General features: G+C 40.8%; 23 protein-coding genes and 1 pseudogene. 19 read left to right on the forward strand and 5 right to left on the reverse strand.

The features are described 5' to 3' along the window. Nucleotides 1-168: 168 nt before the first annotated feature. Entirely contained in the window at nucleotides 169-732 is a 564-nt protein-coding gene (gene ahpC, locus AA0Y26_RS08355; RefSeq protein ID WP_413366829.1) for an alkyl hydroperoxide reductase subunit C, read from the forward strand. A gap of 137 nt (nucleotides 733-869) precedes the next feature. After that, complete coding sequence (gene ahpF / locus AA0Y26_RS08360; protein WP_413366831.1) at nucleotides 870-2,429, forward strand: alkyl hydroperoxide reductase subunit F; 1,560 nt, start codon at nucleotides 870-872, stop codon at nucleotides 2,427-2,429. A 145-nt stretch (nucleotides 2,430-2,574) separates the two neighbouring features. Here ahpF and AA0Y26_RS08365 read toward each other — a convergent pair whose 3' ends face one another. Next, entirely contained in the window at nucleotides 2,575-3,183 is a 609-nt protein-coding gene (locus AA0Y26_RS08365) for a LysE family translocator (protein WP_413366832.1), read from the reverse strand. Nucleotides 3,184-3,304: 121 nt separating this feature from the next. Between AA0Y26_RS08365 and AA0Y26_RS08370 the strand changes: the two genes are divergently transcribed. From AA0Y26_RS08370 to AA0Y26_RS08385, 4 genes are all read left to right on the forward strand, one after another. Further along, nucleotides 3,305-3,850, forward strand: a complete 546-nt coding sequence (locus tag AA0Y26_RS08370) for a helix-turn-helix domain-containing protein (RefSeq protein ID WP_413366834.1) — start codon at nucleotides 3,305-3,307, stop codon at nucleotides 3,848-3,850. Nucleotides 3,851-4,012: 162 nt separating this feature from the next. Next, a complete protein-coding gene (locus AA0Y26_RS08375) occupies nucleotides 4,013-4,258 on the forward strand; it encodes a hypothetical protein (protein ID WP_413366836.1) in 246 nt (81 codons plus the stop codon). A 174-nt stretch (nucleotides 4,259-4,432) separates the two neighbouring features. Beyond that, complete coding sequence (locus AA0Y26_RS08380; RefSeq protein WP_413366838.1) at nucleotides 4,433-4,702, forward strand: DUF2564 family protein; 270 nt, start codon at nucleotides 4,433-4,435, stop codon at nucleotides 4,700-4,702. Nucleotides 4,703-5,279: 577 nt separating this feature from the next. Further along, complete coding sequence (locus AA0Y26_RS08385) at nucleotides 5,280-6,782, forward strand: malate:quinone oxidoreductase (protein WP_413366840.1); 1,503 nt, start codon at nucleotides 5,280-5,282, stop codon at nucleotides 6,780-6,782. Between the two features lie 207 nt (nucleotides 6,783-6,989). Here the strand turns inward: AA0Y26_RS08385 and AA0Y26_RS08390 are convergent. Further along, nucleotides 6,990-7,525: pseudogene (locus tag AA0Y26_RS08390) on the reverse strand (transposase); the annotation flags it as partial. A 589-nt stretch (nucleotides 7,526-8,114) separates the two neighbouring features. Here AA0Y26_RS08390 and AA0Y26_RS08395 point away from each other — a divergent pair. Next, nucleotides 8,115-8,585, forward strand: coding sequence for a hypothetical protein (locus AA0Y26_RS08395; protein WP_413366842.1), 471 nt, complete (start codon nucleotides 8,115-8,117; stop codon nucleotides 8,583-8,585). Between the two features lie 107 nt (nucleotides 8,586-8,692). Here AA0Y26_RS08395 and AA0Y26_RS08400 read toward each other — a convergent pair whose 3' ends face one another. After that, nucleotides 8,693-8,947, reverse strand: coding sequence for a hypothetical protein (locus tag AA0Y26_RS08400; protein WP_413368115.1), 255 nt, complete (start codon nucleotides 8,945-8,947; stop codon nucleotides 8,693-8,695). 204 nt (nucleotides 8,948-9,151) lie between these two features. On the opposite strand from AA0Y26_RS08400, the gene AA0Y26_RS08405 reads away from it, so the two are divergent. The 7 genes from AA0Y26_RS08405 (at nucleotide 9,152) to AA0Y26_RS08435 (ending at nucleotide 15,300) form a co-directional block, all read left to right on the forward strand. Next, nucleotides 9,152-10,693 carry a diguanylate cyclase gene (locus AA0Y26_RS08405; RefSeq protein ID WP_413366844.1) on the forward strand — a complete coding sequence of 514 codons (1,542 nt, stop codon included), beginning with the start codon at nucleotides 9,152-9,154 and terminating at the stop codon, nucleotides 10,691-10,693. Between the two features lie 277 nt (nucleotides 10,694-10,970). Further along, nucleotides 10,971-12,095 carry a DUF418 domain-containing protein gene (locus tag AA0Y26_RS08410; RefSeq protein WP_413366845.1) on the forward strand — a complete coding sequence of 375 codons (1,125 nt, stop codon included), beginning with the start codon at nucleotides 10,971-10,973 and terminating at the stop codon, nucleotides 12,093-12,095. A 274-nt stretch (nucleotides 12,096-12,369) separates the two neighbouring features. Then, nucleotides 12,370-12,870 carry a preQ(1) synthase gene (gene queF, locus AA0Y26_RS08415; protein ID WP_413366847.1) on the forward strand — a complete coding sequence of 167 codons (501 nt, stop codon included), beginning with the start codon at nucleotides 12,370-12,372 and terminating at the stop codon, nucleotides 12,868-12,870. A 114-nt stretch (nucleotides 12,871-12,984) separates the two neighbouring features. Continuing rightward, nucleotides 12,985-13,659, forward strand: a complete 675-nt coding sequence (queC, locus tag AA0Y26_RS08420) for a 7-cyano-7-deazaguanine synthase QueC (RefSeq protein WP_413366849.1) — start codon at nucleotides 12,985-12,987, stop codon at nucleotides 13,657-13,659. 51 nt (nucleotides 13,660-13,710) lie between these two features. Continuing rightward, nucleotides 13,711-14,244 (forward strand): VUT family protein, encoded by a 534-nt coding sequence (locus tag AA0Y26_RS08425; RefSeq protein ID WP_413366851.1) that lies wholly within the window; start codon nucleotides 13,711-13,713, stop codon nucleotides 14,242-14,244. A gap of 139 nt (nucleotides 14,245-14,383) precedes the next feature. Further along, nucleotides 14,384-14,806 (forward strand): hypothetical protein, encoded by a 423-nt coding sequence (locus AA0Y26_RS08430; protein WP_413366853.1) that lies wholly within the window; start codon nucleotides 14,384-14,386, stop codon nucleotides 14,804-14,806. 65 nt (nucleotides 14,807-14,871) lie between these two features. Beyond that, nucleotides 14,872-15,300: an immunity protein YezG family protein gene (locus tag AA0Y26_RS08435; RefSeq protein ID WP_413366854.1), complete on the forward strand. Its 429-nt coding sequence runs from the start codon at nucleotides 14,872-14,874 to the stop codon at nucleotides 15,298-15,300. Between the two features lie 118 nt (nucleotides 15,301-15,418). On the opposite strand, the gene AA0Y26_RS08440 is transcribed toward AA0Y26_RS08435, so the two are convergent. Next, the gene (locus AA0Y26_RS08440; protein WP_413366856.1) at nucleotides 15,419-15,934 is read right to left on the reverse strand and encodes a DUF421 domain-containing protein; all 516 of its coding nucleotides are present in this window, start codon (nucleotides 15,932-15,934) and stop codon (nucleotides 15,419-15,421) included. Nucleotides 15,935-16,308: 374 nt separating this feature from the next. Here AA0Y26_RS08440 and AA0Y26_RS08445 point away from each other — a divergent pair, with 374 nt between their 5' ends. The 3 genes from AA0Y26_RS08445 to AA0Y26_RS08455 all read left to right on the forward strand — a co-directional run bounded on the left by AA0Y26_RS08445 (nucleotide 16,309) and on the right by AA0Y26_RS08455 (nucleotide 20,629). After that, nucleotides 16,309-19,140, forward strand: a complete 2,832-nt coding sequence (locus AA0Y26_RS08445) for a CHASE3 domain-containing protein (RefSeq protein WP_413366858.1) — start codon at nucleotides 16,309-16,311, stop codon at nucleotides 19,138-19,140. Beyond that, on the forward strand, nucleotides 19,140-19,988 hold the full coding sequence (locus AA0Y26_RS08450; RefSeq protein WP_413366860.1) for a CheR family methyltransferase: 849 nt from the start codon (nucleotides 19,140-19,142) through the stop codon (nucleotides 19,986-19,988). The genes AA0Y26_RS08445 and AA0Y26_RS08450 overlap by 1 nt, the downstream gene beginning before the upstream one ends. Before the next feature lie 137 nt (nucleotides 19,989-20,125). Then, nucleotides 20,126-20,629: a hypothetical protein gene (locus AA0Y26_RS08455; protein WP_413366861.1), complete on the forward strand. Its 504-nt coding sequence runs from the start codon at nucleotides 20,126-20,128 to the stop codon at nucleotides 20,627-20,629. Between the two features lie 170 nt (nucleotides 20,630-20,799). On the opposite strand, the gene AA0Y26_RS08460 is transcribed toward AA0Y26_RS08455, so the two are convergent. Next, nucleotides 20,800-21,945: a SpoIIE family protein phosphatase gene (locus AA0Y26_RS08460; protein ID WP_413366862.1), complete on the reverse strand. Its 1,146-nt coding sequence runs from the start codon at nucleotides 21,943-21,945 to the stop codon at nucleotides 20,800-20,802. 588 nt (nucleotides 21,946-22,533) lie between these two features. Between AA0Y26_RS08460 and AA0Y26_RS08465 the strand changes: the two genes are divergently transcribed. Both AA0Y26_RS08465 and AA0Y26_RS08470 read left to right on the forward strand, forming a co-directional pair. After that, the gene (locus AA0Y26_RS08465) at nucleotides 22,534-22,761 is read left to right on the forward strand and encodes a DUF1540 domain-containing protein (protein WP_413366864.1); all 228 of its coding nucleotides are present in this window, start codon (nucleotides 22,534-22,536) and stop codon (nucleotides 22,759-22,761) included. A 393-nt stretch (nucleotides 22,762-23,154) separates the two neighbouring features. Then, complete coding sequence (locus AA0Y26_RS08470) at nucleotides 23,155-23,667, forward strand: GNAT family N-acetyltransferase (protein WP_413366866.1); 513 nt, start codon at nucleotides 23,155-23,157, stop codon at nucleotides 23,665-23,667. The last annotated feature ends 16 nt before the right edge of the window (nucleotides 23,668-23,683 follow it).

Raw genomic sequence — 23,683 nt, forward strand, 5'->3', positions numbered from 1 at the left:
CTAGAAGTAAAAAAGCGAAATTTATGCTTAAAATAGTGTTTTTAGGTTGAATTGCGTAATGTAGGTTGACTATATTATAGCGGTATGGTAATTTCATATCTTGATTGGAATTATTCTAACATAATTAGAATACTAATGTACAAATAACAAACATCAGGAGGAATTATCATGGCATTAATCGGTAAAGAAATCCAAGCATTCACAGCAAAAGCATTCCAAAAAGGTGAATTCATCGACGTATCTTCAGAAAACTTCAAAGGTCAGTGGAGCGTAGTGTGCTTCTACCCAGCAGACTTCACATTTGTTTGCCCAACAGAATTAGAAGACTTACAAAACGAATATGCAACATTAAAAGAATTAGGTGTTGAAGTATACTCTGTATCTACAGATACACACTTCACGCACAAAGCATGGCACGATACTTCAGAAGCAATCGGTAAAATCGAATACATTATGATTGGTGACCCATCTCACACAATCTCAAAAGCATTCGACGTATTAAACGAAGAAGATGGCCTTGCAGAGCGCGGTACATTCATCATCGATCCAGACGGTATTGTACAAGCTTACGAAATCAATGCTGGCGGCATCGGTCGTGACGCTTCTACATTAGTTAACAAGATCAAAGCAGCTCAATACGTTCGCAACAATCCAGGCGAAGTTTGCCCAGCAAAATGGCAAGAAGGCGCTGAGACGTTAACTCCAAGCTTAGACCTAGTTGGTAAAATCTAAGTTTCCGAACTAAACATATAGCAATACAGGCGGCAAAGAACAATCCCTTTGATTGGTTTTTGTCGCTCTGTTTTTAATAAGGAGAATGCGAGGTGAATAGTCTGCTATAGCGTGAACGTTATATAGCAGCAACTAACATGGTATTAGATACACAAATTAAAGCACAACTACAGCAATACTTAACGATGCTTGAAGGGGATCTTGTATTAAAGATCAGCGCAGGGGAAGATAAAGCATCCCAAGACATGATCGAGCTTGTAACAGAATTAGAAAAAATGTCTCCACGAATTACAGTTGAGCATGTACAGCTTAAACGTACACCAAGCTTTAGCGTTAATAAGGCAGGCGAGAAGTCGGGAGTAGTATTTGCAGGCCTGCCATTAGGGCATGAGTTCACGTCTTTAGTGCTTGCATTGCTGCAAGTGAGCGGCCGTGCACCGAAAGTGGATGATACGGTAATCAAGCGTATCCAGGCAATTAAAGAGCCGTTACATTTTGAGACATTCGTCAGTCTTACATGTCACAACTGTCCGGACGTCGTACAGGCGTTAAATATTATGGCTGTTTTAAATCCAAACATTACCCACTCAATGGTTGAGGGCGGTACGTTCCAGGATGAAGTGAAAGCAAAAGACATTATGGCAGTACCAACTGTTTTCCTAAACGATGAAAACTTTGCGGGCGGCCGTATGGAAATCGAAGATATTTTACAAAAGTTAGGCAGCAAGTCGGATGGTTCTGAGTTTGCAAATGTCGAGCCGTTTGATGTACTAGTAGTAGGCGGTGGTCCAGCAGGTGCAAGTGCTGCTATTTACGCTGCACGTAAGGGGATTCGTACAGGAATCGTCGCTGAGCATTTCGGCGGCCAAGTAAACGATACACTATCTATCGAAAACATCATTGGCACAAAGGCAACAGAAGGTCCGCAGTTTGTGGCAAGCCTGGAAGGGCATGTAGCAGAATATGATATTGAAGTAATGAAATCACAGCGTGCAGCACGTATTTCACGTAAAGAGCTTGTAGAAGTAGAGCTTGAAAATGGTGCTGTATTAAAAGGAAAAACGGTTATTCTATCAACAGGTGCCCGCTACCGTCAGTTAGATGTACCTGGGGAAGAAAAATTCAAAAATAAAGGGGTAGCATACTGCCCACACTGTGACGGTCCAATTTTTAAAGGCAAAAATGTTGCTGTCGTAGGCGGCGGTAACTCTGGAGTTGAAGCAGCGATTGATCTAGCGGGTATTGTGAAACATGTTACATTGCTGCAGCGTGGAGACGAGCTGAAAGCTGACCGTGTGCTGCAAGAACGTCTTCGCAGCCTGCCGAATGTCACGGTTTTGACAAACGCGTTAACGCAGGAAATTACAGGGACAGATAAAGTAAACGGGCTTACGTATGTGGACCGCGTTTCAGGTGAAGAGCGCCATATTGAATTAGAAGGTGTATTCATTCAAATCGGTCTTCTGCCGAACACAGAGTTTTTACAAGGCACAATTGATTTAAATGCACACGGCGAAATCGTTGTCGACAAGCACGGTGCGACGAGCATGCCTGGTGTATTTGCAGCAGGAGACTGCACAGATACAGTGTACAAACAAATTGTTATCTCAATGGGCTCAGGTGCAACAGCGGCACTTGGAGCATTTGATTATTTAATCCGCAACACAGCGCCGGCTCGAGAGCTTGCGCACGTATAATCATTAGGTGATAAGAAGCATTCCCTTGAATCAAGGGAATGCTTTTACTATTTCCAGAATTCAATAGTGTGGAGAGAGCGAGCGTGGAAAGGGTACAAAAATTCCCTCACTCCTTGGATGAAATATAAGGAATTGAATGATGGTACTATGCTTCACGTTGTGTAAACAAAAGCTTAATGCCAAAGCCAACAAGCACGATACCAGTCGCCTTTTCCATATAGCCCTGTACTGTTGGAGATAGCAGCCATTCCCGTACGAAATGTAAGCAGTATACATAACAGACAAACCATAACACCGAGATAATTGCATAAATGCAGCCCATTGTAAATAATTCGATCATAGCTGTATTCTTTGCTGTCACAAATTGAGGCAGGAAGGTGATGAAAAAGACAGCAACCTTTGGGTTTAAAATATTCGATAAAAGTCCTTCTTTAAAGGCGCTTCCTTTATTGAATTGATTTGTTTCATTCAATTGATCGGTTTGTGGTCGCTTAGCGAGTGACCGGATGCCTAAATAAATAAGGTAAATAGCACCGACCCATTTCAAAATAGTAAAAGCGACGGCAGATTGCAAAATTAACATAGAAATACCCAGCGTCGCAGCAAGTGTATGGACAAGGGAACCCGCTGTAATACCTAATGCCATTTGCAGCCCGTCTTTCTTTCCTTCAGCAATCGTCCGTTTTGTTATAAGTGCCGTATCGACCCCAGGACTCAAGACGACAAAAAAAGTCATGATAATATAGGTAATCACAATCATAGCACCTCCTAAATTGTTAATTCACCTTTAATATGTTAAATTTAATTTAACACTAATGAATAATGTGTTCAATATCAATAAAATAATTAAATTCAATTAACAAGGAGTATGTACTGTGGAGCAATCGTTCATTGGCATAAAAGTAGAGCAATACCGAAAAAATGCAGGGCTAACATTACGCGAATTGGCAAAGCAAGCATCCATTACGCCGTCCATGCTTAGTCAAATAGAAAAAGGTCATAGCAATCCATCCATTCAAACGTTAAAATCATTAGCAAAAGTATTGGATGTTCCGGTTTTTACATTTCTAATGGATGAAATCGATACAAGGAATCTTGTTGTAAGAGAGGGTACGCGGAAGCAGATGATTGTGGATGGCCTTGCGTACGAATTAGTCTCGCCTGACTTTACAAGCCAGCTAGCCACTGCTATCATGCACCTTCCGCCGGGAAAAGCCTCTTCGGAAACACCGATGAGTCATAAAGGGGAGGAAGTTGCCTATGTATTAAATGGCCCTGTTCATTTACTGTTATTGGGTGATGAATATAGCTTGGAAACAGGGGACAGTGTAAAAATTCCAGCACAAGCACTGCATCAATGGAAAAACCCATCCAAGCAAGCCGTCAGTATCCTATTTTCGGTTACACCACCATCGTTTTAAGGGGTATTTTCGTAAAGTATCGCGCAATAGAGGGAGCGATAGCGAGGTATTTATACCTTTTTGTAGAAATAGTAATTATAAATAGAGAAATGCTGTGTTCCTTGCTGGAAAGGGACCTATATTATAATCGCTTAAAAATTTCTGAAGCATGGAGGTTTTATCTTGAAATTTAAACGTTTTCTCGTTGGATTCCTGACGTTTCTCGTCGTAACTGGTGCCTTCTATTTTGTCGGTGAGCAATTTTTCATTGCGTGGCTGATGTTTAGCTATGAATATGAAAGCAGTGCTGAAGGATTTTATTTTTCAGCGAATTCCTTTATGCCGATAGTCTTCGGGGTTGCAGCAAGCTTCATTGCTGAAAAAATGTATGTAAAAAAGGCAGCTCAAAAAAAGCTTCCTGAATTTTAAAGAAGGGAATCAGCTGTCCTTTCCTTCCTTTTAGGCACCTTTCTAAAAAACGTGTGAGCTGCTAATACAGGTCAGTAATTGCAACCACTCACCAAGCCGGAATAACGCATATTTTTCTTCCTCCTTCGAATACTAAGCATTCGAAAAATACAATGTGAGGAAGGAGAGAGGTAAGTGGCGAAGCACTCAGACACAAGCTGGAAGAAAGATCACCCAAGCACATTGCTAACCAATTCAGTCCAAAAGGCAAACCGGGCGGTGAAGCAGGCGATGTCACACCCTGAAGAGATTGCGATTGAACACGCATTCAATTCCATTGAGCATGCAGAAAATGCGCTGATGAATGCAGAACAGCATCAGGAGCATATGGACACAGTAGAGCAAAATAAAGAAATGCTGGATACAATTAAACAGCAGCTAGAAGAAACAAAAGAAAATCAATAAAAACGCGTTTTTTCCCGTATGATTTTTCATACGGGCTTTTGTATGGGCACAATTTTTTAACATCAAAATTACCAATTTCGCTATTCTCCAAAAGTAAAAGAAAGAGATGCGAATTTATATCTTCTATTTAGCTTGCTACTCTTTCATGTCGATTATTCTACAGAAACGACAGTTTTTTTCTAAAAACCATTCCAGAAAATGTTATTTCCTATGGAGTACATAGCGTCGAGTAGACATGTATTTTGGCCGAAATATCTTTATATACCGCACTGTAACGGGAAAGCAAAGTTATTTTAATATAAAAACGAATGTGATACACTATTAAGTGGTGAAGCCAACATCATGAGGAGATGGCTACTTTATATTTCAAATAGTAGTGGATCCTCATATTCAGGCGTCTCGCCTAGTTGATTGAAATTATTATATAATAGTAGATATTTCAATCTAAAATTAATTGTGATACACTATGAGATGGTAAAGTTGATACAGGGAAGGTGTTCGCGCCTTGGCTTGGTGTGGCACTTAAGCGGGACGCCTACATCCTTTCTAAATATACTAGGGAATAAGGATGGTAAAAATGAGCAATAATGAAACGAAAACAGACGTCATTCTAATTGGCGCTGGTATCATGAGTGCTACTTTAGGAACTCTTCTAAAAGAATTAGCACCAGACTGGAATATCAAAGTATTTGAGAAGCTTGACAAAGCTGGTGAAGAAAGTTCAAACGAATGGAACAACGCTGGAACAGGGCATGCTGCACTTTGCGAACTGAACTATACTTCAGAAAATGCAGACGGAACAGTTAACATTGCAAAAGCAATCAATGTTAACGAACAGTTCCAGGTTTCTAAGCAGTTCTGGTCTTATCTGGTCAACAGAAAGCTAATCAGTAACCCAGAGGACTTCATCATGCCACTACCACACTTGAGTATGGTACAAGGCGAAGAGAACGTACAGTTCTTAAAACGCCGCTATGAAGCAATGAAACAAAATCCATTATTCCAAGACATGGAATTCTCGGATGATCCAGAGACATTGAAAAAATGGATTCCGCTTATCATGAACAACCGTCCAGCAAGCGATCGTATTGCAGCAACAAAAGTGGACGCTGGTACCGATGTAAACTTCGGTGCATTAACACGTATGTTAATTCAACACCTACAAAACCAAGATGTCCAAGTGGACTACAAACATAGCGTTAAAGGTTTAAAACGTACAAAAGAAGGCTTATGGGAAGTAAAAGTGCACGATCATGACTCTAACAAAATGGAATACCATACAGCGAAATTCGTATTCCTTGGCGCTGGCGGCGGAAGCTTAGAGCTTCTTCAGCAATCAGGCATTCCAGAAGGAAAACACATTGGTGGATTCCCAATCAGCGGTCTATTCTTAGTATGTAAAAATCAAGAAATCGTCGAACAGCACCATGGTAAAGTATATGGAAAAGCGAAAGTTGGCGCTCCGCCAATGTCTGTTCCTCACCTTGACACACGCTATATCGACAATAAAAAATCATTATTATTCGGTCCATTTGCAGGCTTCTCGCCGAAGTTCCTGAAAACAGGCTCGAACCTGGATTTATTCGCATCTATCAAACCTCATAACATCACAACATTGTTAGCAGCAGGTGTGAAAGAGATGGGATTAACAAAATACTTGATCGGACAATTAATGCTGTCAAAAGAGCAGCGTATTGAAGAATTACGCGAGTTTATCCCGAACGCTAAGAGTGAAGATTGGGATATCGTAATAGCTGGTCAACGTGTACAAGTTATTAAAGATACGCAAACTGGCGGTAAAGGTACACTTCAATTCGGAACAGAAGTAGTAAGCGCAACAGATGGTTCTATCGCTGCATTACTTGGTGCTTCTCCAGGTGCATCTACAGCTGTTCAAGTTATGCTTGAAGTAATCAATAAATGCTTCCCGGACCAAGCGAAAGATTGGGAGCCAAAAATTAAGAAAATGATTCCTTCTTATGGTATTTCTTTAGCAAGCAATCCTGATTTACTAAAAGAAGTCAACAAGGCAGCAGATCAAGCACTTGGCTTAGATAAAAAAGAGTCTGTACGCAGCTAATTAAATAAAAGAGAAGGCTTCTTGAAAGCTGGATCTGATAAAGCATAAAAACCTTCAACCCTTTATGGATTGAAGGTTTTAGACTGAAGATAAAATGCCTCGAGAGTCCATCTCTCGAGGCGTTTTGTTATTTTCGCAGATAGTTGAATATAACTTTTAACTGAGTTTTATTTGTGAATCGCCTCTACGAGACGCTTTCATCTCATATTAGGCAGCTTGCCATGTCCAAGTGGCAAGCTTTTTTAAATTCATGGCAGCAAAAGTAAGCATCGCCTGCATGGACAATTTTTTAAGCCCCCGTAAGGTTGTCTAACGCATAACATGCTTTTCTTTCGCATCAGCAAAGACACGCTCAATCGTTTCTTTGCGTTTCGCATAAACCTCTTTTATTTCAACATGAGGACGTAAATGTTCCGCCTCCTCAACGTATTCTTCCCATATATGTCGCTGAATCAGCTTCGTGTGATTTTCACTTTCCGTATATTGTGATAAGAAAGGACAGTTCGCACAAATGGCCGGTTTAGATTTGTATTGGCGATAACCTTCTTTTGTTGTCGTTGTGTATTCTAGCAGCTGAGTATTCGGACAGATATAGGCATTGAAGTACTCATCATAAACATACGCATGCTTGCGGAAGAAATCTCCCTTCGTTTTTGGTCGAGGGTACGGCAATACAGGCAACATTTGATTCTCTAACAAGAAGTTGTAATCGCAGGTGTTTTATAGGCAGCATCCAGTTTACGGACCAGAGGGTTCTTTGGTACAAACTGTTCAATTGTCAGTATTTCAAGTTGTTCGCGTTCATTGATTTGGTTTTTCGTCATCATAATTATCATCACCTCAGAATAGTAGGAAATGTAAAAGGACCGCCCTTTTTCAGTAGCTGATACAAGTCGATTGAAGTGGCAGGCGCGAAGACACCAACGGGAACAGCGAATTTATGTGCGACGAAAGGAACAAAGGCTAAAACCGTCACATCGTGTGACAACGCCTTTGTGACCAACATCCTATTGGCCCGAAGCACCCGGACTGAGCGCAGCGAGGGAGAAGGCTGAGGCCGTGCCCGTGGTAAGCGTAGCGCCTAGAGCGGAAATCGACGATTTCTTACTATGTATTGTAAATAGAAAAAAGACTGAAGACAATTTCAAAGTTCTTTGAGTTTGTCTTCAGCCTGGAAACCTTCAACCCTTTATGGATTGAAGGTTTCTATTTCTTTCCAAGACTTTCAAGTTTAAGATAAAGGTTTGGAAAGATTATGTACAGCAACCTGCTGCTTGTATAATTCGTTTACTCTAGTAAAATAGGTAAAAATAGACAACTGGGGGAGTGTACATGCGAATACTGTTTTGGCTAAGTGTTATTATTTCCGGGGTGGTGACTGTGAGCGGCTTTGTCCTAACGAATTTATCTACTGCCTCAATTGATCCGGGCGGGAATAACTATACCGGAGGAAATGGAAATGTTGGGTTAATGTTCATTGTGTTTCCTTCATTAATTGTAATGTATTTCTTCTTTGCGATGATGTTTGTACTGGAGATGGTCCATGAACGCATTTCCATTACAAGAAGAACACTGCAAATAGGCTATGTCAGTGTATTTCTTTTCATTGTGGGCATTTCTCTTTATCGTATTATTTCATTCCGAAATGAAGCGCAGCAGTATGTTGACTATGAGTTAGGCTATTTAAGCCCTTTTTCCAATCATTTATTTTTCAATGTCTGGACGTTCATCGCTTGCTTATGTGCAGCGGGTTTTTTCTCATTCTATTTAAAGAAAAGTGGACCCCGGGGCGGAGAGAAGTGATCATATAAAGAGTGATTGTCCATTTAGAAACTAAACGCATCGAGCTCGGGCTTTATAAGAATATGATACGAAAAGACAGGTAAAAGGATGCGGAGAAGAAAAGTCTATTATGAAAACCAACGCAAAGAAGTTAACTTCTGCAAGTATGTACCATATTCCATAAGAAGAAAGCTGGCTAACCATAGAAAAATCGCGAGCCTAATGAGTAAATAAATCATTGAGTCAAATGGAGAGAGCTTTTTTTCGCGCTTTACTTTTCTAAATAGCCGAAGTGATAAAATAGAGCAGAGCAGTATGACGGCAATTGATATATCAAAAATATTTTGTAACAGTTCCGCATTTTCTAAAATGTTTTTCAATATCATCATCCTTTCTTCTAGATGATATGAGCTGCATTACTACATTATGCGGACTTTTCACTAGGGAATAGAGAAGCAAGAGATGAGCTATATTTATAAGGAAAAAGACATTGTTTTTCATTTTTCGTGCTCTGGTCATCAAATAGTTATCCACAAATTTTTTCTACTATGCTACATTTAAATAAAATAGTAAGCAGGGAGTATACTGTGAGTTCACAATTAACAGCATATATAGCATTGATTTGTACGTCGGGTGTGATGAATCTCTTTTTAAGCATACATGCTTTTGGCAAACGTCATCATTATTCGACTGTTTTATGGTTCTTCTTATTTAACTCATTTGTCACCGCACTTTATTGCTTTGCTGCTGCGTTTGGCTTATTATCCACAACACTTGATCAAGTTAAGGTTTGGACGGTATTTCAATATATTGGCATTGCCTTCGCACCTCCGGCAGGCCTGTTGTTCGTTATCGCATATTTAGGTATTAACATAACAAAGCGAATGATTGCTGCGCTTCTCACAATTCCAGCAATTACGGTTTTGATGGTTGCAACAAATGATTTCCATCACCTGCATTATCGGGTGTTCGAAATCGATTCGGCTATGGGAGCTCCCTTTGTGCAACAAGAGATTGGCACATGGTATACCATCCATGGAATATTCATCTTTGGCTGCATGTTTGCGGCCTTTTTATTGGCTATTTCGCGCTGGAAGGATACGGCGAAAACGTATCGTCCACAGCTGTTTTCATTAATATGCGGCCAGTTTGTACCTATGTTTACAGCTTTTCTATATCTTGTCGGCTTAACGCCGCCAGGAATCGATCCAGTACCAATGGTTTTATGGCTTTCATCTCTTTTGTATTTTTGGTCTATCCGCTCATCCAGGCTTTTTGCGATTATGCCGGTTGCAAAAGATGTGATCTTCAATAGCATGAGTGATGGGGTAGTGGTATTAGATGAGTCACACCGGCTGATTGAATTCAATCAGCCTCTTAGAAACATGCTCCCCGCATTAGATAAAAAAATGCTTGGATGTGATTTCGAACAGCTGTGGCAGGAGCTTACTGGCGTTTCCTTTTCTTTTACAGGGTTAACATCTATGTCGGGGAATGAAATCAAGCTCATGATTCATCAAACAGAGCATATTTACCACATACGGACTTCTGTTATAGAAGGGGCAGGTAATAGCAAAGGGCTTCTAATCATTTTCACCGATATTACGCAGCTGAAGCAGCTGCAAAGAAAGTTAGAGCATCAAGCGCATTACGATGAGCTTACACAAATATATAATCGCCGCGCTTTTTTTGAGTACTGCAATGATCAATTTGATGAAACAAAGGCCTTATCAGAGCCATTTACTGTCATTTTGATAGATATTGATCATTTTAAGCGGGTGAATGATACATTTGGACATCATGTAGGTGATGAAGTGCTTGTGCATGTAGCAAAGCTTATTCAGCTGCAATTAGCTGGGTTAGCTCTTTTTGCAAGGTATGGCGGGGAGGAATTCGTCGGTTCATTAAAAGGTTCGCGTGAAGACGGAATAGCGCTTGCAGAACGACTCCGCGCTGCTGTAGAGACACAGCCGGTCATAACAGCAGAGGGAGTGGTACAGGTGACATTAAGCATCGGGGTTGCAGAAGCGAACGATGAAACATTGCACCAATTGCTGCACCGTGCTGATCTGGCCCTATATGAAGCGAAGGAAACGGGACGTAACCGTGTATGCACCGCTGAAGTGTAAAGATTGGATAGAGCTGCGTTAGTATTGTACTAGCGCGGCTTTTTTAATAGCTATAGAGCAAGGGCAGTATCTCTTGGTGACAAAGAATAGCCGCAGCCTCCTCATTTTCTGAGCCTCAATTAAATTGTTTATAGTCTTTAATTTCAATCTAACAATCCTATCAATGCACCATTAAACAGGTCGTCATACTGCAGGTTTTTTACGTATTTTCTAGAAACTACTAAAGTAGATTAAAATAAATATGGAAAGAAAGAGGATTTACAAAAGGATGGTGCAGATGGAAAGGACAGATAGAATTCGCCTATTGGATATTCTGCGGGGAGTTGCGATATTGGGGACGTTAGGGACAAATATTTGGATATTTGCCTATTTAGGAGACCTTTCCTATATTACGACAAGCCAATTTTCCAGCTGGTGGGAACTAGACGATTTTGTGAGGATGATCATCTTATTTCTTGTAAATGGGAAGCTGCTTGGCCTCCTGACAATCATGTTCGGGGTCGGCATGGAACTGAAGTACCGGCAGATGCAAAGAAAAGGGCGTCCATGGCCGGGGGTTTATATGTGGACCGCCGTATTTCTGCTTGTGGAAGGATTTCTTCATTTTACCCTCGTAATGGAGTATGACATTCTGATGAGCTATGGGGTAACAGCTATTATTGCGGCGTTTATCATTAAGCGAGGGGAAAAAGTTATATCATGCACTATGAAAGCACTAGGGGGAATTCATGCAGCTGTCATTCTGCTTGTGATGATTGGCGGTTTACTTGGGGCAAATATGTCACTTGGCAGCTTTCAGGAAGTAGTGGGCTTATATAGGGATGGGAGCTGGATCGAGCAGGTACAATACCGCCTTGCCAATTTCCTGCCGCTCAGAGCTGAAGCAATTTTCGTTATACCGATGAATATTTTCCTTTTCCTGCTTGGCGTACGTCTCATGCGCTCAGGTGTGTTTGCGGAAGGAGAGGAAGGTAAAAGAAAGCGCGGAAAATTATTAAAGTGGGGGCTAGGGATCGGTTTGCCCTTAAATGCGCTTATTTTTATTCCAGGCGGCGTTTTCGATCTGCCTGTTCGCTATTTGTTTGCGCCGATACTTGCACTCGGCTATATAGGTGTCATCGGTAGAGTAGTTGAGAATAGTAAAGGCATTCTAATTTGGCGTTGCCTTGAAAAGACTGGCCAGATGTCTCTCAGCTGTTATGTGACGCAGAATATTCTAGCCTCGGCTATTTTTTACGGATGGGGACTAGGGCTCGGTGGAAAGCTGGATGCTTTGGGAGTCATCTTGATTTGGATTAGTATCTCGCTTATTCAGGTTTTATTTGCCGCTAGTTGGATGAATGCATTCAAGCTTGGGCCATTGGAAGCGGCAAGACAGCGGATGTTGAAAGCTTTCATGTAACAGGAGCATGTCGGCCAGACTTGTATGGAAGCCTCTAATTGTAAAATTGTCATTGACGTTTTGCTGCATATTCTGTATTATGTTGAAGAATAGAATGCCCGGATGCGAACGGGAGAGGTTCATAGCGGATACCCTCTATAAAAAACTATGGAAACATGACTTTACGCCATGTCCATATAGGACGTGGCTTTTTTGTTTCAATCATATGTTTAATAGATTGATAGATGCGCCTCTTCTGAAACGTGTTCGGACACATTTGCAGGGAGGTTTTTTTATGTCTGGCAGAAGCCAACAAGAAGGATTAGAAGAATTAACATTACTGGGTAATCAAAATACAAAATACTCATTTGATTATGCGCCGGAAGTACTGGAGTCGGTGGATAATCTTCATACCAACCGAGATTATTTCGTCAAGTTCAATTGTCCGGAGTTTACGAGCCTTTGTCCGATTACATCACAGCCGGATTTTGCGACAATGTACATTTCGTACATTCCGGATAAAAAAATCGTCGAGAGTAAGTCGTTGAAGCTGTATCTATTCAGCTTCCGCAACCACGGGGATTTCCATGAGGACTGTGTCAATATTATCATGGATGATTTAATCAAATTGCTGGACCCGCGCTACATTGAGGTATGGGGTAAATTCACGCCGCGCGGAGGCATTTCGATTGATCCTTGGTGCAATTATGGACGGCCGGGAACGAAGTATGAGGAAATGGCACACTACCGCCTGATGAATCACGACCTGAATCCAGAAACTATTGATAACCGCTAATTAAATAAGCTTCGAATGAAGCGAGAGGTTTTTAGCACCCCTCTTTAAAAAAACTAAGAAGAAACGGCATTTTTCTTAGAATGCCGTTTTTTCCTTTGAAAGGGAGTTTGTTTATTGATACAGGAAAAAGCAATCGTCGTATTCAGCGGGGGACAGGATAGCACAACCTGCCTTTTTTGGGCAAAGGAAAGATTTTCGGAAGTAGAGGCGGTTACATTTGATTACGGACAGCGGCATCGACTGGAGATTGAATGTGCTGCTGAAATAGCGCAGGAACTTGGCGTTAAGCATCATATTCTGGATATGTCCCTTCTAAATCAACTTGCGCCAAGCGCGCTGACACGAAATGAAATTGAAGTGGCGGATGGCAAGGATGATGAGCTGCCATCTTCCTTCGTTCCAGGACGAAACCTTGTTTTCCTATCTTTTGCCGGGATTCTGGCTGCTCAAGTAGGTGCCAAATATATTGTCACAGGTGTATGTGAAACGGACTTTAGCGGCTATCCGGACTGCCGTGACATCTTTATTAAGTCACTAAACGTTACATTGAATTTATCGATGGATAAGACATTTGTCATCGAAACACCGCTGATGTGGCTAGACAAGGCCCAAACGTGGGAGCTGGCAGATAGTCTTGGTGCACTTGAATTTGTACGCGAGCGTACCCTTACTTGCTATAATGGAATCAAGTCGGATGGTTGCGGAACATGTCCAGCATGTAAACTGCGTCAAAGAGGACTTGAGCAGTATATAAGCTCGAAAAAGAATGAGCAGCAAGCCCAAATGTAATACCGAAAAGAAAAATTGACGAATTAGTCATTATTAAAAAGGAGCAGTACCATGAGAATATTATTCTACTTATTATCTATCGTCATTGCGAATGTTGTGACAGCTCGCTTTGCACCATTGGAGTTTGGCATGTTTATCGTACCAATGGGAACACTTTTTGTTGGAGCGACATTTATTTTCCGTGACCTAGTGCAAAATAAATACGGCCGTTCCAAAACTTATTTATTTATTTTGACAGCGCTTGTCCTTTCGGCGCTTGTATCATTTTCTCTTGGCGATACACTAATGATTGTGGTGGCGTCTGCACTATCTTTCGTTATTGCAGAAACAGCCGATACAGAAATCTATACACGCCTTAAGCTGCCAATGGCGTGGCGCGTATTTTATAGCGGAATTGTTGGAGGGTTATTTGATTCCGTTGTCTTTGTTATCATCGGATTAAGTCCGATCGGTGCTGGTATTTTGCCATGGGAAGCAGTACCGACTGCTATCTTAGGACAGATAATCGTTAAAACGGTCGTCCAAATGTTCGGTGCGCTGATTTTAAATCAGGTATATGTGATGAAAGAAAAGGCGTTAGTATAGGAAAGAGAGGTCTATTGCCACCGGGCGATAGGCCCTTTTTTTATTTACCCGGGAAAATGAAAGGAATTTTGCGCGCGTATACAGAAAAGAGAGGGAACGATTCTACACAGCCATACAGTAAAAGAAGGGAATCAGGGAGATGATGAAATTTTACTCGGTTCTAGTAGGCGTGTTCATCCTCGCTATAGCAGGGTTGATCTATTGGGATTATTCCATCCATACGATGGAGGGCAGCTCTAATGACGGGACATGGAAAGTATTATTTCAAGAGCAGGGCCCGGGCAGTTTAGAGGGCGGTTGGATGCTCTCGGTCAAACAAAAATCAAAAGAGGAGCTTACGGTAAAAAACGTTACATTTTTAGAGGGAGAGGAAGTCATCGTGGACGTAACGGAATTCTCTGATGGTGAAGATGTATATGGTACTGCTCATACATTGCACCCGTTTTTCTATCCTAACTTATATTTTGGCGATCCGCCAAAGAAGTATGTATCCTGCCAGGTTCAGATCATTTGGGAGAATGCTGATGGAGAAGAACAGAGGGAAGCGATCACACTGCAATAACAAGTGAAAGTAAAAAGTAAGAAAAAAGGAGTAAAAAATAAATCGAAATAACAGGAGGGACCAAGATGGTGACAAAAGGGATGGAGCAAATTTATCAGGAGGTGGCAGATATACTAGTGAAAATGATTCCAGAAAGCTGGCGGGACATCCTTTTATATGCTGAAATGGGGGAGCGTTACCGAGAATTATTTTTCTATTATTTCCCGGATATAAGAAATACACCGGTATCTAGTCTGGAAATGGCGGATTTGTTCGAATTGGATGAACAGCTATTTGAACCGCTGGAAGATCAATTGTATGATGCATTTCTCCGGCTCCACCAAGAATTTATTTTAAACGGCCAGGAAATTTGGACAACCGTAACGTTTCGGCTGAACCATGAAGGAAAGATGAAAGCAAAGTTTGATTATGATGATTTATCATCCATGAGCAGCGCAGAAAAACAAACGAGATGGGAAATGGAGTATTTAGACTCTCAATTACAAGAAATCTAATCGTAAATGCATTCAGTAAGCAGACTATAGATAAACGCAAGATAGTCTGTAGTTTTTTCATATATTATTGGATGATGGCTGTCTAATATAAAGTGAGTACACGCTATCGTGTATTCCTTTATTCTTGCATCCCTTCTATTCCGGAAAGGGTAGAATACTTGGAGCGGTCAATTTTCTCCACAAAGCTAATACTGCCATTCGGCTCTAATATAGCAGCTTCTACTTCATCTAGAGAGCTAATACCGTTTGTTCGTGCAGAGTGAAGAAGCTCTTCCTTGAGAATTCGCTTTTTCTTCATGACTTTATCAAAATACTGCCCTTTATAGTAGAGGAGCTCTGGATCAGCCTTAATGATTCTTTGCATTAGAGACGATTTCATCGCAAGCCAGGCAGCAATTACTTGCAGCACGACGAGGACAGCAACTGCTGTAAGACCTTGTAAAAGAACAACTGTGGAATCGAGAATCATCGTTGCTAAGATGGAACCAACTGCCACTGTAACGACGAGGTCAAAGGCATCCATTTGTGCCAGTGTCCTTTTGCCCGATATCCGCAAAGATGCAACGACACCAACATAGCCGAGGGCACCAAGTAGAATGGTTTCACCGATTGTTTGCCAGCTATTGAAGAACATTTTGTACCTCCCGAGTCGTGCTTTCCTACCTCAACTACCCAAAAGAAAGTGGAAGGAAACATTTGAGGAAAATAAACCAAATGGATTAGGTTTAATAAAAATAAAACTCGGGTAAAAGTAATAGTTAATGTTTATCAGGGGCAAAAAAATGACGGAACGTTGCAACTTAAACAAACCTCTTTAATAGAAGGAAAATACAGAAAAATAAAAATAGTCCTTTAGATTTGAGAAGGTTTTATTTAAATAGTATTATTTTCATATAAACCTCGCTAATTATTAAAGATCATTTCTCTCATTCTCGGTTTCATTTCCTTTATAATTAGTATAGTATTAAAAGTGACGAGAAAATAGATAAAATAAAGGCAGGAGAAGTTATGAATAGATTGAAATTTGGCATACGATCCAAAATAACAGTAGGTTATATCGTGATCATTCTTTGCCTACTTGTATCCGTCATATTTTTGAATGCACAAATTACCTCGCTGCAGAATTCGAGGAATCAAATTATTCAATATGATTCACAGGTGCAAACGTTGACGAATAATATTGAAAAAAACATTAAGGATATGGAATCGAACAAGCGCGGATATGTTATCACGGGGGAGACGAGCTATTTAGAGCCCTATAATAATGCTTCCGTTAACTGGAAGGTGGACTATGATAAGCTCCGACAGCTGGTAGCCGAGAACCCTGCGCAGCTACAGCTATTGGATGATATAAAGGTGACGATCGACCACTGGATTGCGAATTCAGGGGATCCAGTCATCCAAATGAAAAAAGAAAATAGAAGCGAAGATCTTGCTGCCTTCTTCCAAGTAGATTTAGGCCGCAAAGATATGGAAGCGATTCAATCTCAATTTGAATCGTTCCTAGCGATTGAGAAGGCAAACATTGATGAGCGGGCAGCAGCGCTGGATGGCCGAAACCAAATCCTTACGTTTGGTCTTTTTGCACTGCTGATTATTATTTCATTGATTGCTATTGGAATTTCAAGCGGTATTTCCCGGATGATTGTGAATACAATTGGTGATGTAACAGAGACAATCCGCAAAATTGCATTGTCTGGCGGAGGCCACGGGGAACGAATTAAAGTAAATACGCAGGATGAAGTGAGAGATCTAGCAAATGCAACGAACTTTTTGCTAGATACATTGGAAAAACGAGAATGGCTTCAAAAGAATCTTGCTGACATCGTAACAACGTATCAAGGTGTTTCCTCTGTTACGAAGCTGGGGCAAACATTCTTGTCTGAATTGGCAGATCGTACGGATACGTCATATGGGGCATTCTATGTACGTGAAACAGTAGATAATAAAGTCAGCTTTGTGAAGCAGGCTTCTTTTGCTGACGAGGATACTTCTATCGGCCGGGAAAACTTTAAGCTTGGAGAAGGGCTGATTGGACAAGCTGCTGCTGATAAGCGTATGTATACGTACAAAGGACTGCCTAAGGATTACCGCATGATCGGTACAGGTCTTGGCGAAACACCGCCGAAGCAGATTGTCATTCTGCCTGTCATCTTTGAAGACGAAACAATTGCGGTCATTGAATTGGCAACAATGAAGGAATATGACGAGCAGCAGCTGGAGCTTGTAAAACAAATTGCTGACTCATTTGGTTTAACAGTAAATAGCATTTTAGGCCGTATGGAAATTGTACGTCTATTGAATGAATCACGTGCAATGACTGAAGAACTGCAAGTACAATCAGAAGAATTACAGACGCAATCAGAAGAACTGCAAACACAATCCGAGGAACTGCAAATGCAGACAGATGCACTGTCTGCCATCAACAAACAGCTTGAAGAAAGAACAAAAGACGCCGAAACGAAGTCGAGAGACCTTGAAAAGGCGAAGAAAGAGCTTGAAGAGATAGCTGAACAGCTACAACTAAACTCGAACTACAAATCTGAATTCTTGGCGAATATGTCCCATGAATTGCGCACACCGCTGAACAGTATCCTTATTTTATCGGAAATGCTTGTCGAGAATGGAAGCAACAATTTATCTGATGAAGAAACAGAGTTCGCCAAAGTCATTCATTCATCAGGTGAGGACTTACTGTCACTGATCAATGATATTCTTGATCTATCAAAGGTAGAAGCGGGTAAAATTGATGTGCTGTTTGGTGAAGTGAATTTGAGTGAGCTGCCAACACAGATGGATCAGCTGTTTTCACCAGTAGCCAAGCGGAAAAATATTGAATTCAATATTACGCAGGCAGATTCTATCCCGGAAGTTTTCTATACAGATGCGAAGAAATTCCAGCAGATCTTGAAAAATCTATTATCCAATGCCTTTAAGTTTACGGAGCAAGGTTCTGTCAGCTTGAATATTAATAGATTACATGATCAGCATGTGACATCATGTATGCAAAATATCAGCCCTGATTGGTTAGAAGTTTCCGTAACCGATACTGGTATCGGTATTCCGGAAGATAAACATCAGCTTATTTTTGAAACGTTCCAGCAAGCTGATGGTGCAACAGTCCGGAAATATGGAGGATCAGGTCTTGGACTTTCCATCTGCCGAGAATTCTCAAAACTATTAGGTGCAAAAATTACACTTGAAAGTGAAGAGGGTAAAGGCAGTACATTTACATTGGTCATCCCTAGCCTGCCAAATGGCATTGGTGAAGAAGAACAAATGAAACTGTCCTATGCAGAAATCAGCGCTGCTTCTGCAGCTGATTACGATGATATCGAAGAATTAGAAGAGTTAGAGGCAATGGAAGCCAGCCGTTTTGAAGAACAACCTGTGGAAGAACAGGAAGAAGAGAAAGAGCTGGCTGCTTTATCTCCTCAAAATGAGCTGGAAGTATTCCAAAATAAACGCGTGTTAATTGTCGATGATGACAACCGAAATATCTATGCATTGAAGCGTGTCCTGGAAAATCGCGGCATGGAGACATTAGTCGCGAAAGATGGGTTAGAGTGCTTAGATATTATGAAGGAAGATCATAATATCGATGTAGTGCTAATGGATATTATGATGCCAAATATGGACGGCTACGAAACGATGTCAATCATCCGTAATGAGATGAAACTAACGGATCTACCGATTATCGCCCTTACAGCGAAGGCTATGAAGAATGACCGCGATAAATCATTAGAGGCCGGTGCATCTGATTACATTAGTAAACCATTAAATTTAGAGCAGCTGTTCTCAGTGCTGAGAGTATGGCTCGTGTCTAAAGGAGTTAAGTAATGACCAAGTACGATGAACAAAGGTTGGAGAACAATCAGCATGCCAACCTTGAATTAGATTTACTGTTAGAAACCGTTTATCGATTATCAGGATTTGATTTTCGCCAGTATAACCGGGCATCCATCTCCCGTCGTGTATATAACCGGATGAAAATCAATAATATCGCGACAATTTCCCGCCTTCAGGAGAAGGTCATCCATGAGGAAGGATATTTAACGCAGCTGTTAAATGACTTCTCGATTAATGTAACCGAAATGTTCCGCAACCCCAGCTTTTTTAGGGCGCTGCGGACAGAAGTTATACCGAAGCTGCGTGATTATCCAGAAATCCGTATATGGCATGCAGGCTGTGCCACGGGTGAGGAAGTGTTCTCCATGGCAATTCTCCTGGAGGAGGAGGGACTTCTCGATAAGGCAGTTATTTATGCGACTGATATGAACGAACGAGTGCTGGAGAAAGCGAAACAAGGCGTATTTCCGATACAGCGCATGCAGTCCTATACGAAAAACTACATGCTGGCTGGTGGAAACCATGCATTTTCGGAGTATTATAAAACCGATTTCCAGCATGCGTATTTCCACTCGTTTTTGAAAAAGAATATTATCTTTGCGCAGCATAACCTGGTAACAGACCAGTCATTTAATGAGTTCCACCTGGTCTTATGCCGCAATGTATTGATTTATTTTTCCCCGCCGCTGCAAAACCAGGTGCATCGATTGTTTTACGATAGCCTTAGTCTAAACGGGTTCCTGTGTTTAGGGGACAAGGAGACGCTGCGGTTCGAGGAGCTGATTTCCAACTATGATGAATTAGTTGGAAGTGAAAAAATATATCAAAAAATAAAATAAAATGAGACCTTCTGAAGGATACTTCAGAGGGTCTTTTTTTATAGTGTAACTTGAAAAAATCACGAATATAACAGGAAATTAAGCGAGTTTATCGAATATTCCTTGGAGAAGAACGGGTTTTTAATGGAGGACTTACAATGAGTAACGGAAATAAGCTGCTAATAGCTGCAGTGTGTGCAGCAATACTGGCTGCCTGCCAGGCTGAAGATGAAAAGAAAGAAGATATTGCGATTAACACGGGTCTTATTTTGCAGGAGGCAATAAAGCAGGAGCAAAAAGAGATTCTTCCGACACAGAGCGGATATATTGGTGATTCTTCCTGGGAGAATGAAAAACCGCTTCTTGTCCACTATAAAGATGCTGTAGCACCACAAGAATATCAAAATGAATTTTATGTGGAAACAGTTGGCGAAGAGGTCGTGTATAGATTTACGAATAAGGGAGAATCCCCATTTGAATGGCGTATTTTAACGCCTGACCAACGAATATGGAACAATGGACATTTATCGCCGGGTCAGTCCAAAACATTTGCAGCAGTATATGAAGAAGGATATATGCCTAAAGGACTTTATACATTTTCTATCATTTCCTCCCCAGGTCAGGAAAGCCTATTCGACTTTGTTTTTTCAGCTCCTGAATAAGTAGGTTAGTTCTGCAGCAAAGAAAAAAGAGGCTTTCCAGAAATTTATATTCCCTGGAAAACCTCTCTGTACGTAAATGTAATTATGCTTTTATGCCTGCCGCAGCAAGATTTCGCTCTTTTCATTGAAAAGAAAGCGTTTTACTAAAACTGGATACAAAATCTTTTATCCTACTTTCCTTGTGCCTGCAGCATGAGAATACAAATATCGTCCGGCTGATCCAGCTGCTTTTCTTTAGAGATGAGCTGATTAACGGTTTCCTGGAAATTTGTCCATTTGGAAGAGGAAGCAGCAGCAATTCGCTTTTCTGATTCAATTTCGCATGGTCCCATCGCTTCTAGCAAGCCGTCTGTGAATAAAACGATTTGCAAATCAGTTGTATATTTTAGCGTTTGCTTTGTCACTTTAATTTCATCGAAAAAGCCTACTGCCCAGCTTCCTTTTTCAAGCGGAACAAGCTCTTTATTATCAACAAGTGCATAACCCGCAGGATGGCCGGCATTAACATATTCTACTGTATTGCTTTCTGTATCAATTACGAGATAGATCGCTGTAAAATAGTAGGGCATGTCCTGTTTCCCATCATCCTGCAGGAGTGCCATATAGCGGTTTAACTCCTTAATTACCAGCTCGGGCTCGACCAGCTGTTTGACCGCTTCACGCAGTACAGAAGAGATAAACATACAAACTAGTGACGCCGAAATCCCATGTCCCATCATATCCAGTAAAATGACGGCATAGCGGTGCTCGCTGATTTTATGCCAATAATACATATCACCAGCCAGATTGGAAGAAGGCATGTATGTAACTTCGATCTGTAAATTTTCTTTTGAAAGAGGAGGACTTAATAAGCTTCGCTGTACATGCGTCGCTAAATCCAGCTCATATTGAATTTTCTTTTCATGCTGCTTATGCCAATCCAGCTCTGATTTAAGGCGAAGTGCTACACGCATACGCGCCAGCAGCTCTGTTTTGTTAATAGGCTTTGTGATGTAGTCTGCTCCCCCGATGTCTAATGCTTCAGCCAGCTTGCTTTTATCTTCAAGAGCTGTTACAAAAATGACGGGAATATCCTTGAACCGATCATCCTCTTTAATACGCTTACATGCCTCTAGTCCATCAATTTCAGGCATCATAATATCCAGCAGAATTAAGTCAACTGCGCCGCTGGATACGTTTGCATCGTCCAGATGCAAATAATCAAATAGTTCCATTGCTGAATTGAGTGATACACAATCAGTGTAACCAGCGTTGTTAAGTATTTTTTCGATTACAAATAAATTTACTGAATTATCGTCCACAAGAAGAATTGTCATTTTTTACTTCACCTTATCCCAATTAGATAGTTACAAAAAGTCTGTACTATGAGTTGCCATGCAATACTAAATAGATTTGCGCATTATAGATGGTTTAAATCTAAAAGATAATTGATAGGCTCTGATGTTTCTTACAAGCAATACTTGTTTTGTTCTCTTACTTTCGTTATCAAAATAGAGTGAAAGCTTATCCATTAATTAATATAAATATCAATTTCATTATACAGTAAATATAATAGAAACCCTATTCATTACGCTTGTAAAGCAAAAAAATAATAGGAGATTATGAGAAAGAATGTATATTTTAAGAAATTAATTCAAATCACAAGGAAGATTTCTGCACTGCTTAACTAAAAAAGAAATTCCAATGAAACAAACGACTTTTTAGCATTGTGTATGTATAAACGATTCGTCAAAAGCTTTTGATGTATAAAAGTTAAAAGTCCAATGGTTATGGAAAATAAAAGGGAGAGAAGATAAAAAGGAAAATAAAATTGATTGAAATTGGACAAGCTACAGAATGAGAAGTACGAAAATGAAGTGCAGTCATTTTGTACTTTTCATATTGAAATCATAAGGAGGAGTATTATGCCGAATGTAGAAGTAAGCTGTACGATCTCGAATTGTCTGTTTCATGAAAAAGGGAATTTATGCGGTGCCGAAAAGATCCTTGTAGACCGTACAGAAAATGCCCGCAGCAGAAATAACACGGAGTTTGCGGCGGATTTTGACATTCGCAGTGCGACTGAAAAGGCCAGCACATCGGGGGAAACGTGCTGTCAAACGTTCGAACCTAAGAAAAATCACAGCCACTAACAAAAGGATGCTTGTGTAGAAGCACCTTTCCATCTGCGTATTCCTCAAAAGAAGGGGACTAAAAAGGTTTCTTTTTAGTCCCTTTTACAATGAAGGAGTAGGAACTCGTCTAATAGTAAAGATAACCAAAAAAATGCTTGATTAGTACTTAGAAGGACGGTGTAATTTTTGGCAATACAGGTAGGGAATTAGCGGGTTTTCCAAAAAAAGAACGTACTTTTCTCCGCGTTTTATTTTTGGGGTATAATGTGGATATTATTTTTGCTTACTTTACAATAGACGGGATGAAAGCGGCTGTATTCGAATATAAAAATAGGAGTGCTGCATACAGACAGCTTATACGGGTTGTCAGCTTCTTTGTAAGCAGAAATCACATACAAAGGAGGAAAAAGCTTGGAAGTAGGCGAGCAAATTGCCGAGCAGATTCAACTCCGTCCACTCCGTCTAAAGGATTTTAGCCGGGTTGTCGAGTGGAGCCGAGATATGGAATTTTGTTTTGCGAACAGCTGGGAACTGAGCAGAGAGGAAGAAGAGCTCTATCAATGGTGGGCAGCTTGTGTAAATGGGAGAATGGATCATTTTCTGCGAATAGGAATTGAATTTGAAGGACGGCTCATTGGCTATGCAGATTTGGCGGATATTCGTTATGGTACGGCCGAGTTCGGAATTGCTATTGGAGAAACTGCACTGTGGGGAAAAGGAGTAGGACCCGCTGCAGCTAAAAAGCTGTTTAGTTATGCGAAAGAAACGCTAGGGGTTACAAAAATATGGGCAGAAACCCACCGGACGAACAGCCGTTCTAGAAAGATGCTGCAAAAACTTGGCTTTCAGGAAATCAGCCGCAGCGGCACAGACATCTATTACGGAGCGGAAACGGCATTAATCCAATATCATAAGCTGCTTTAGGAAAATAAAAAGATGT

Source organism: Lysinibacillus canaveralius (assembly GCF_047301505.1).
Taxonomy (GTDB): Bacteria; Bacillota; Bacilli; order Bacillales_A; family Planococcaceae; genus Lysinibacillus_B.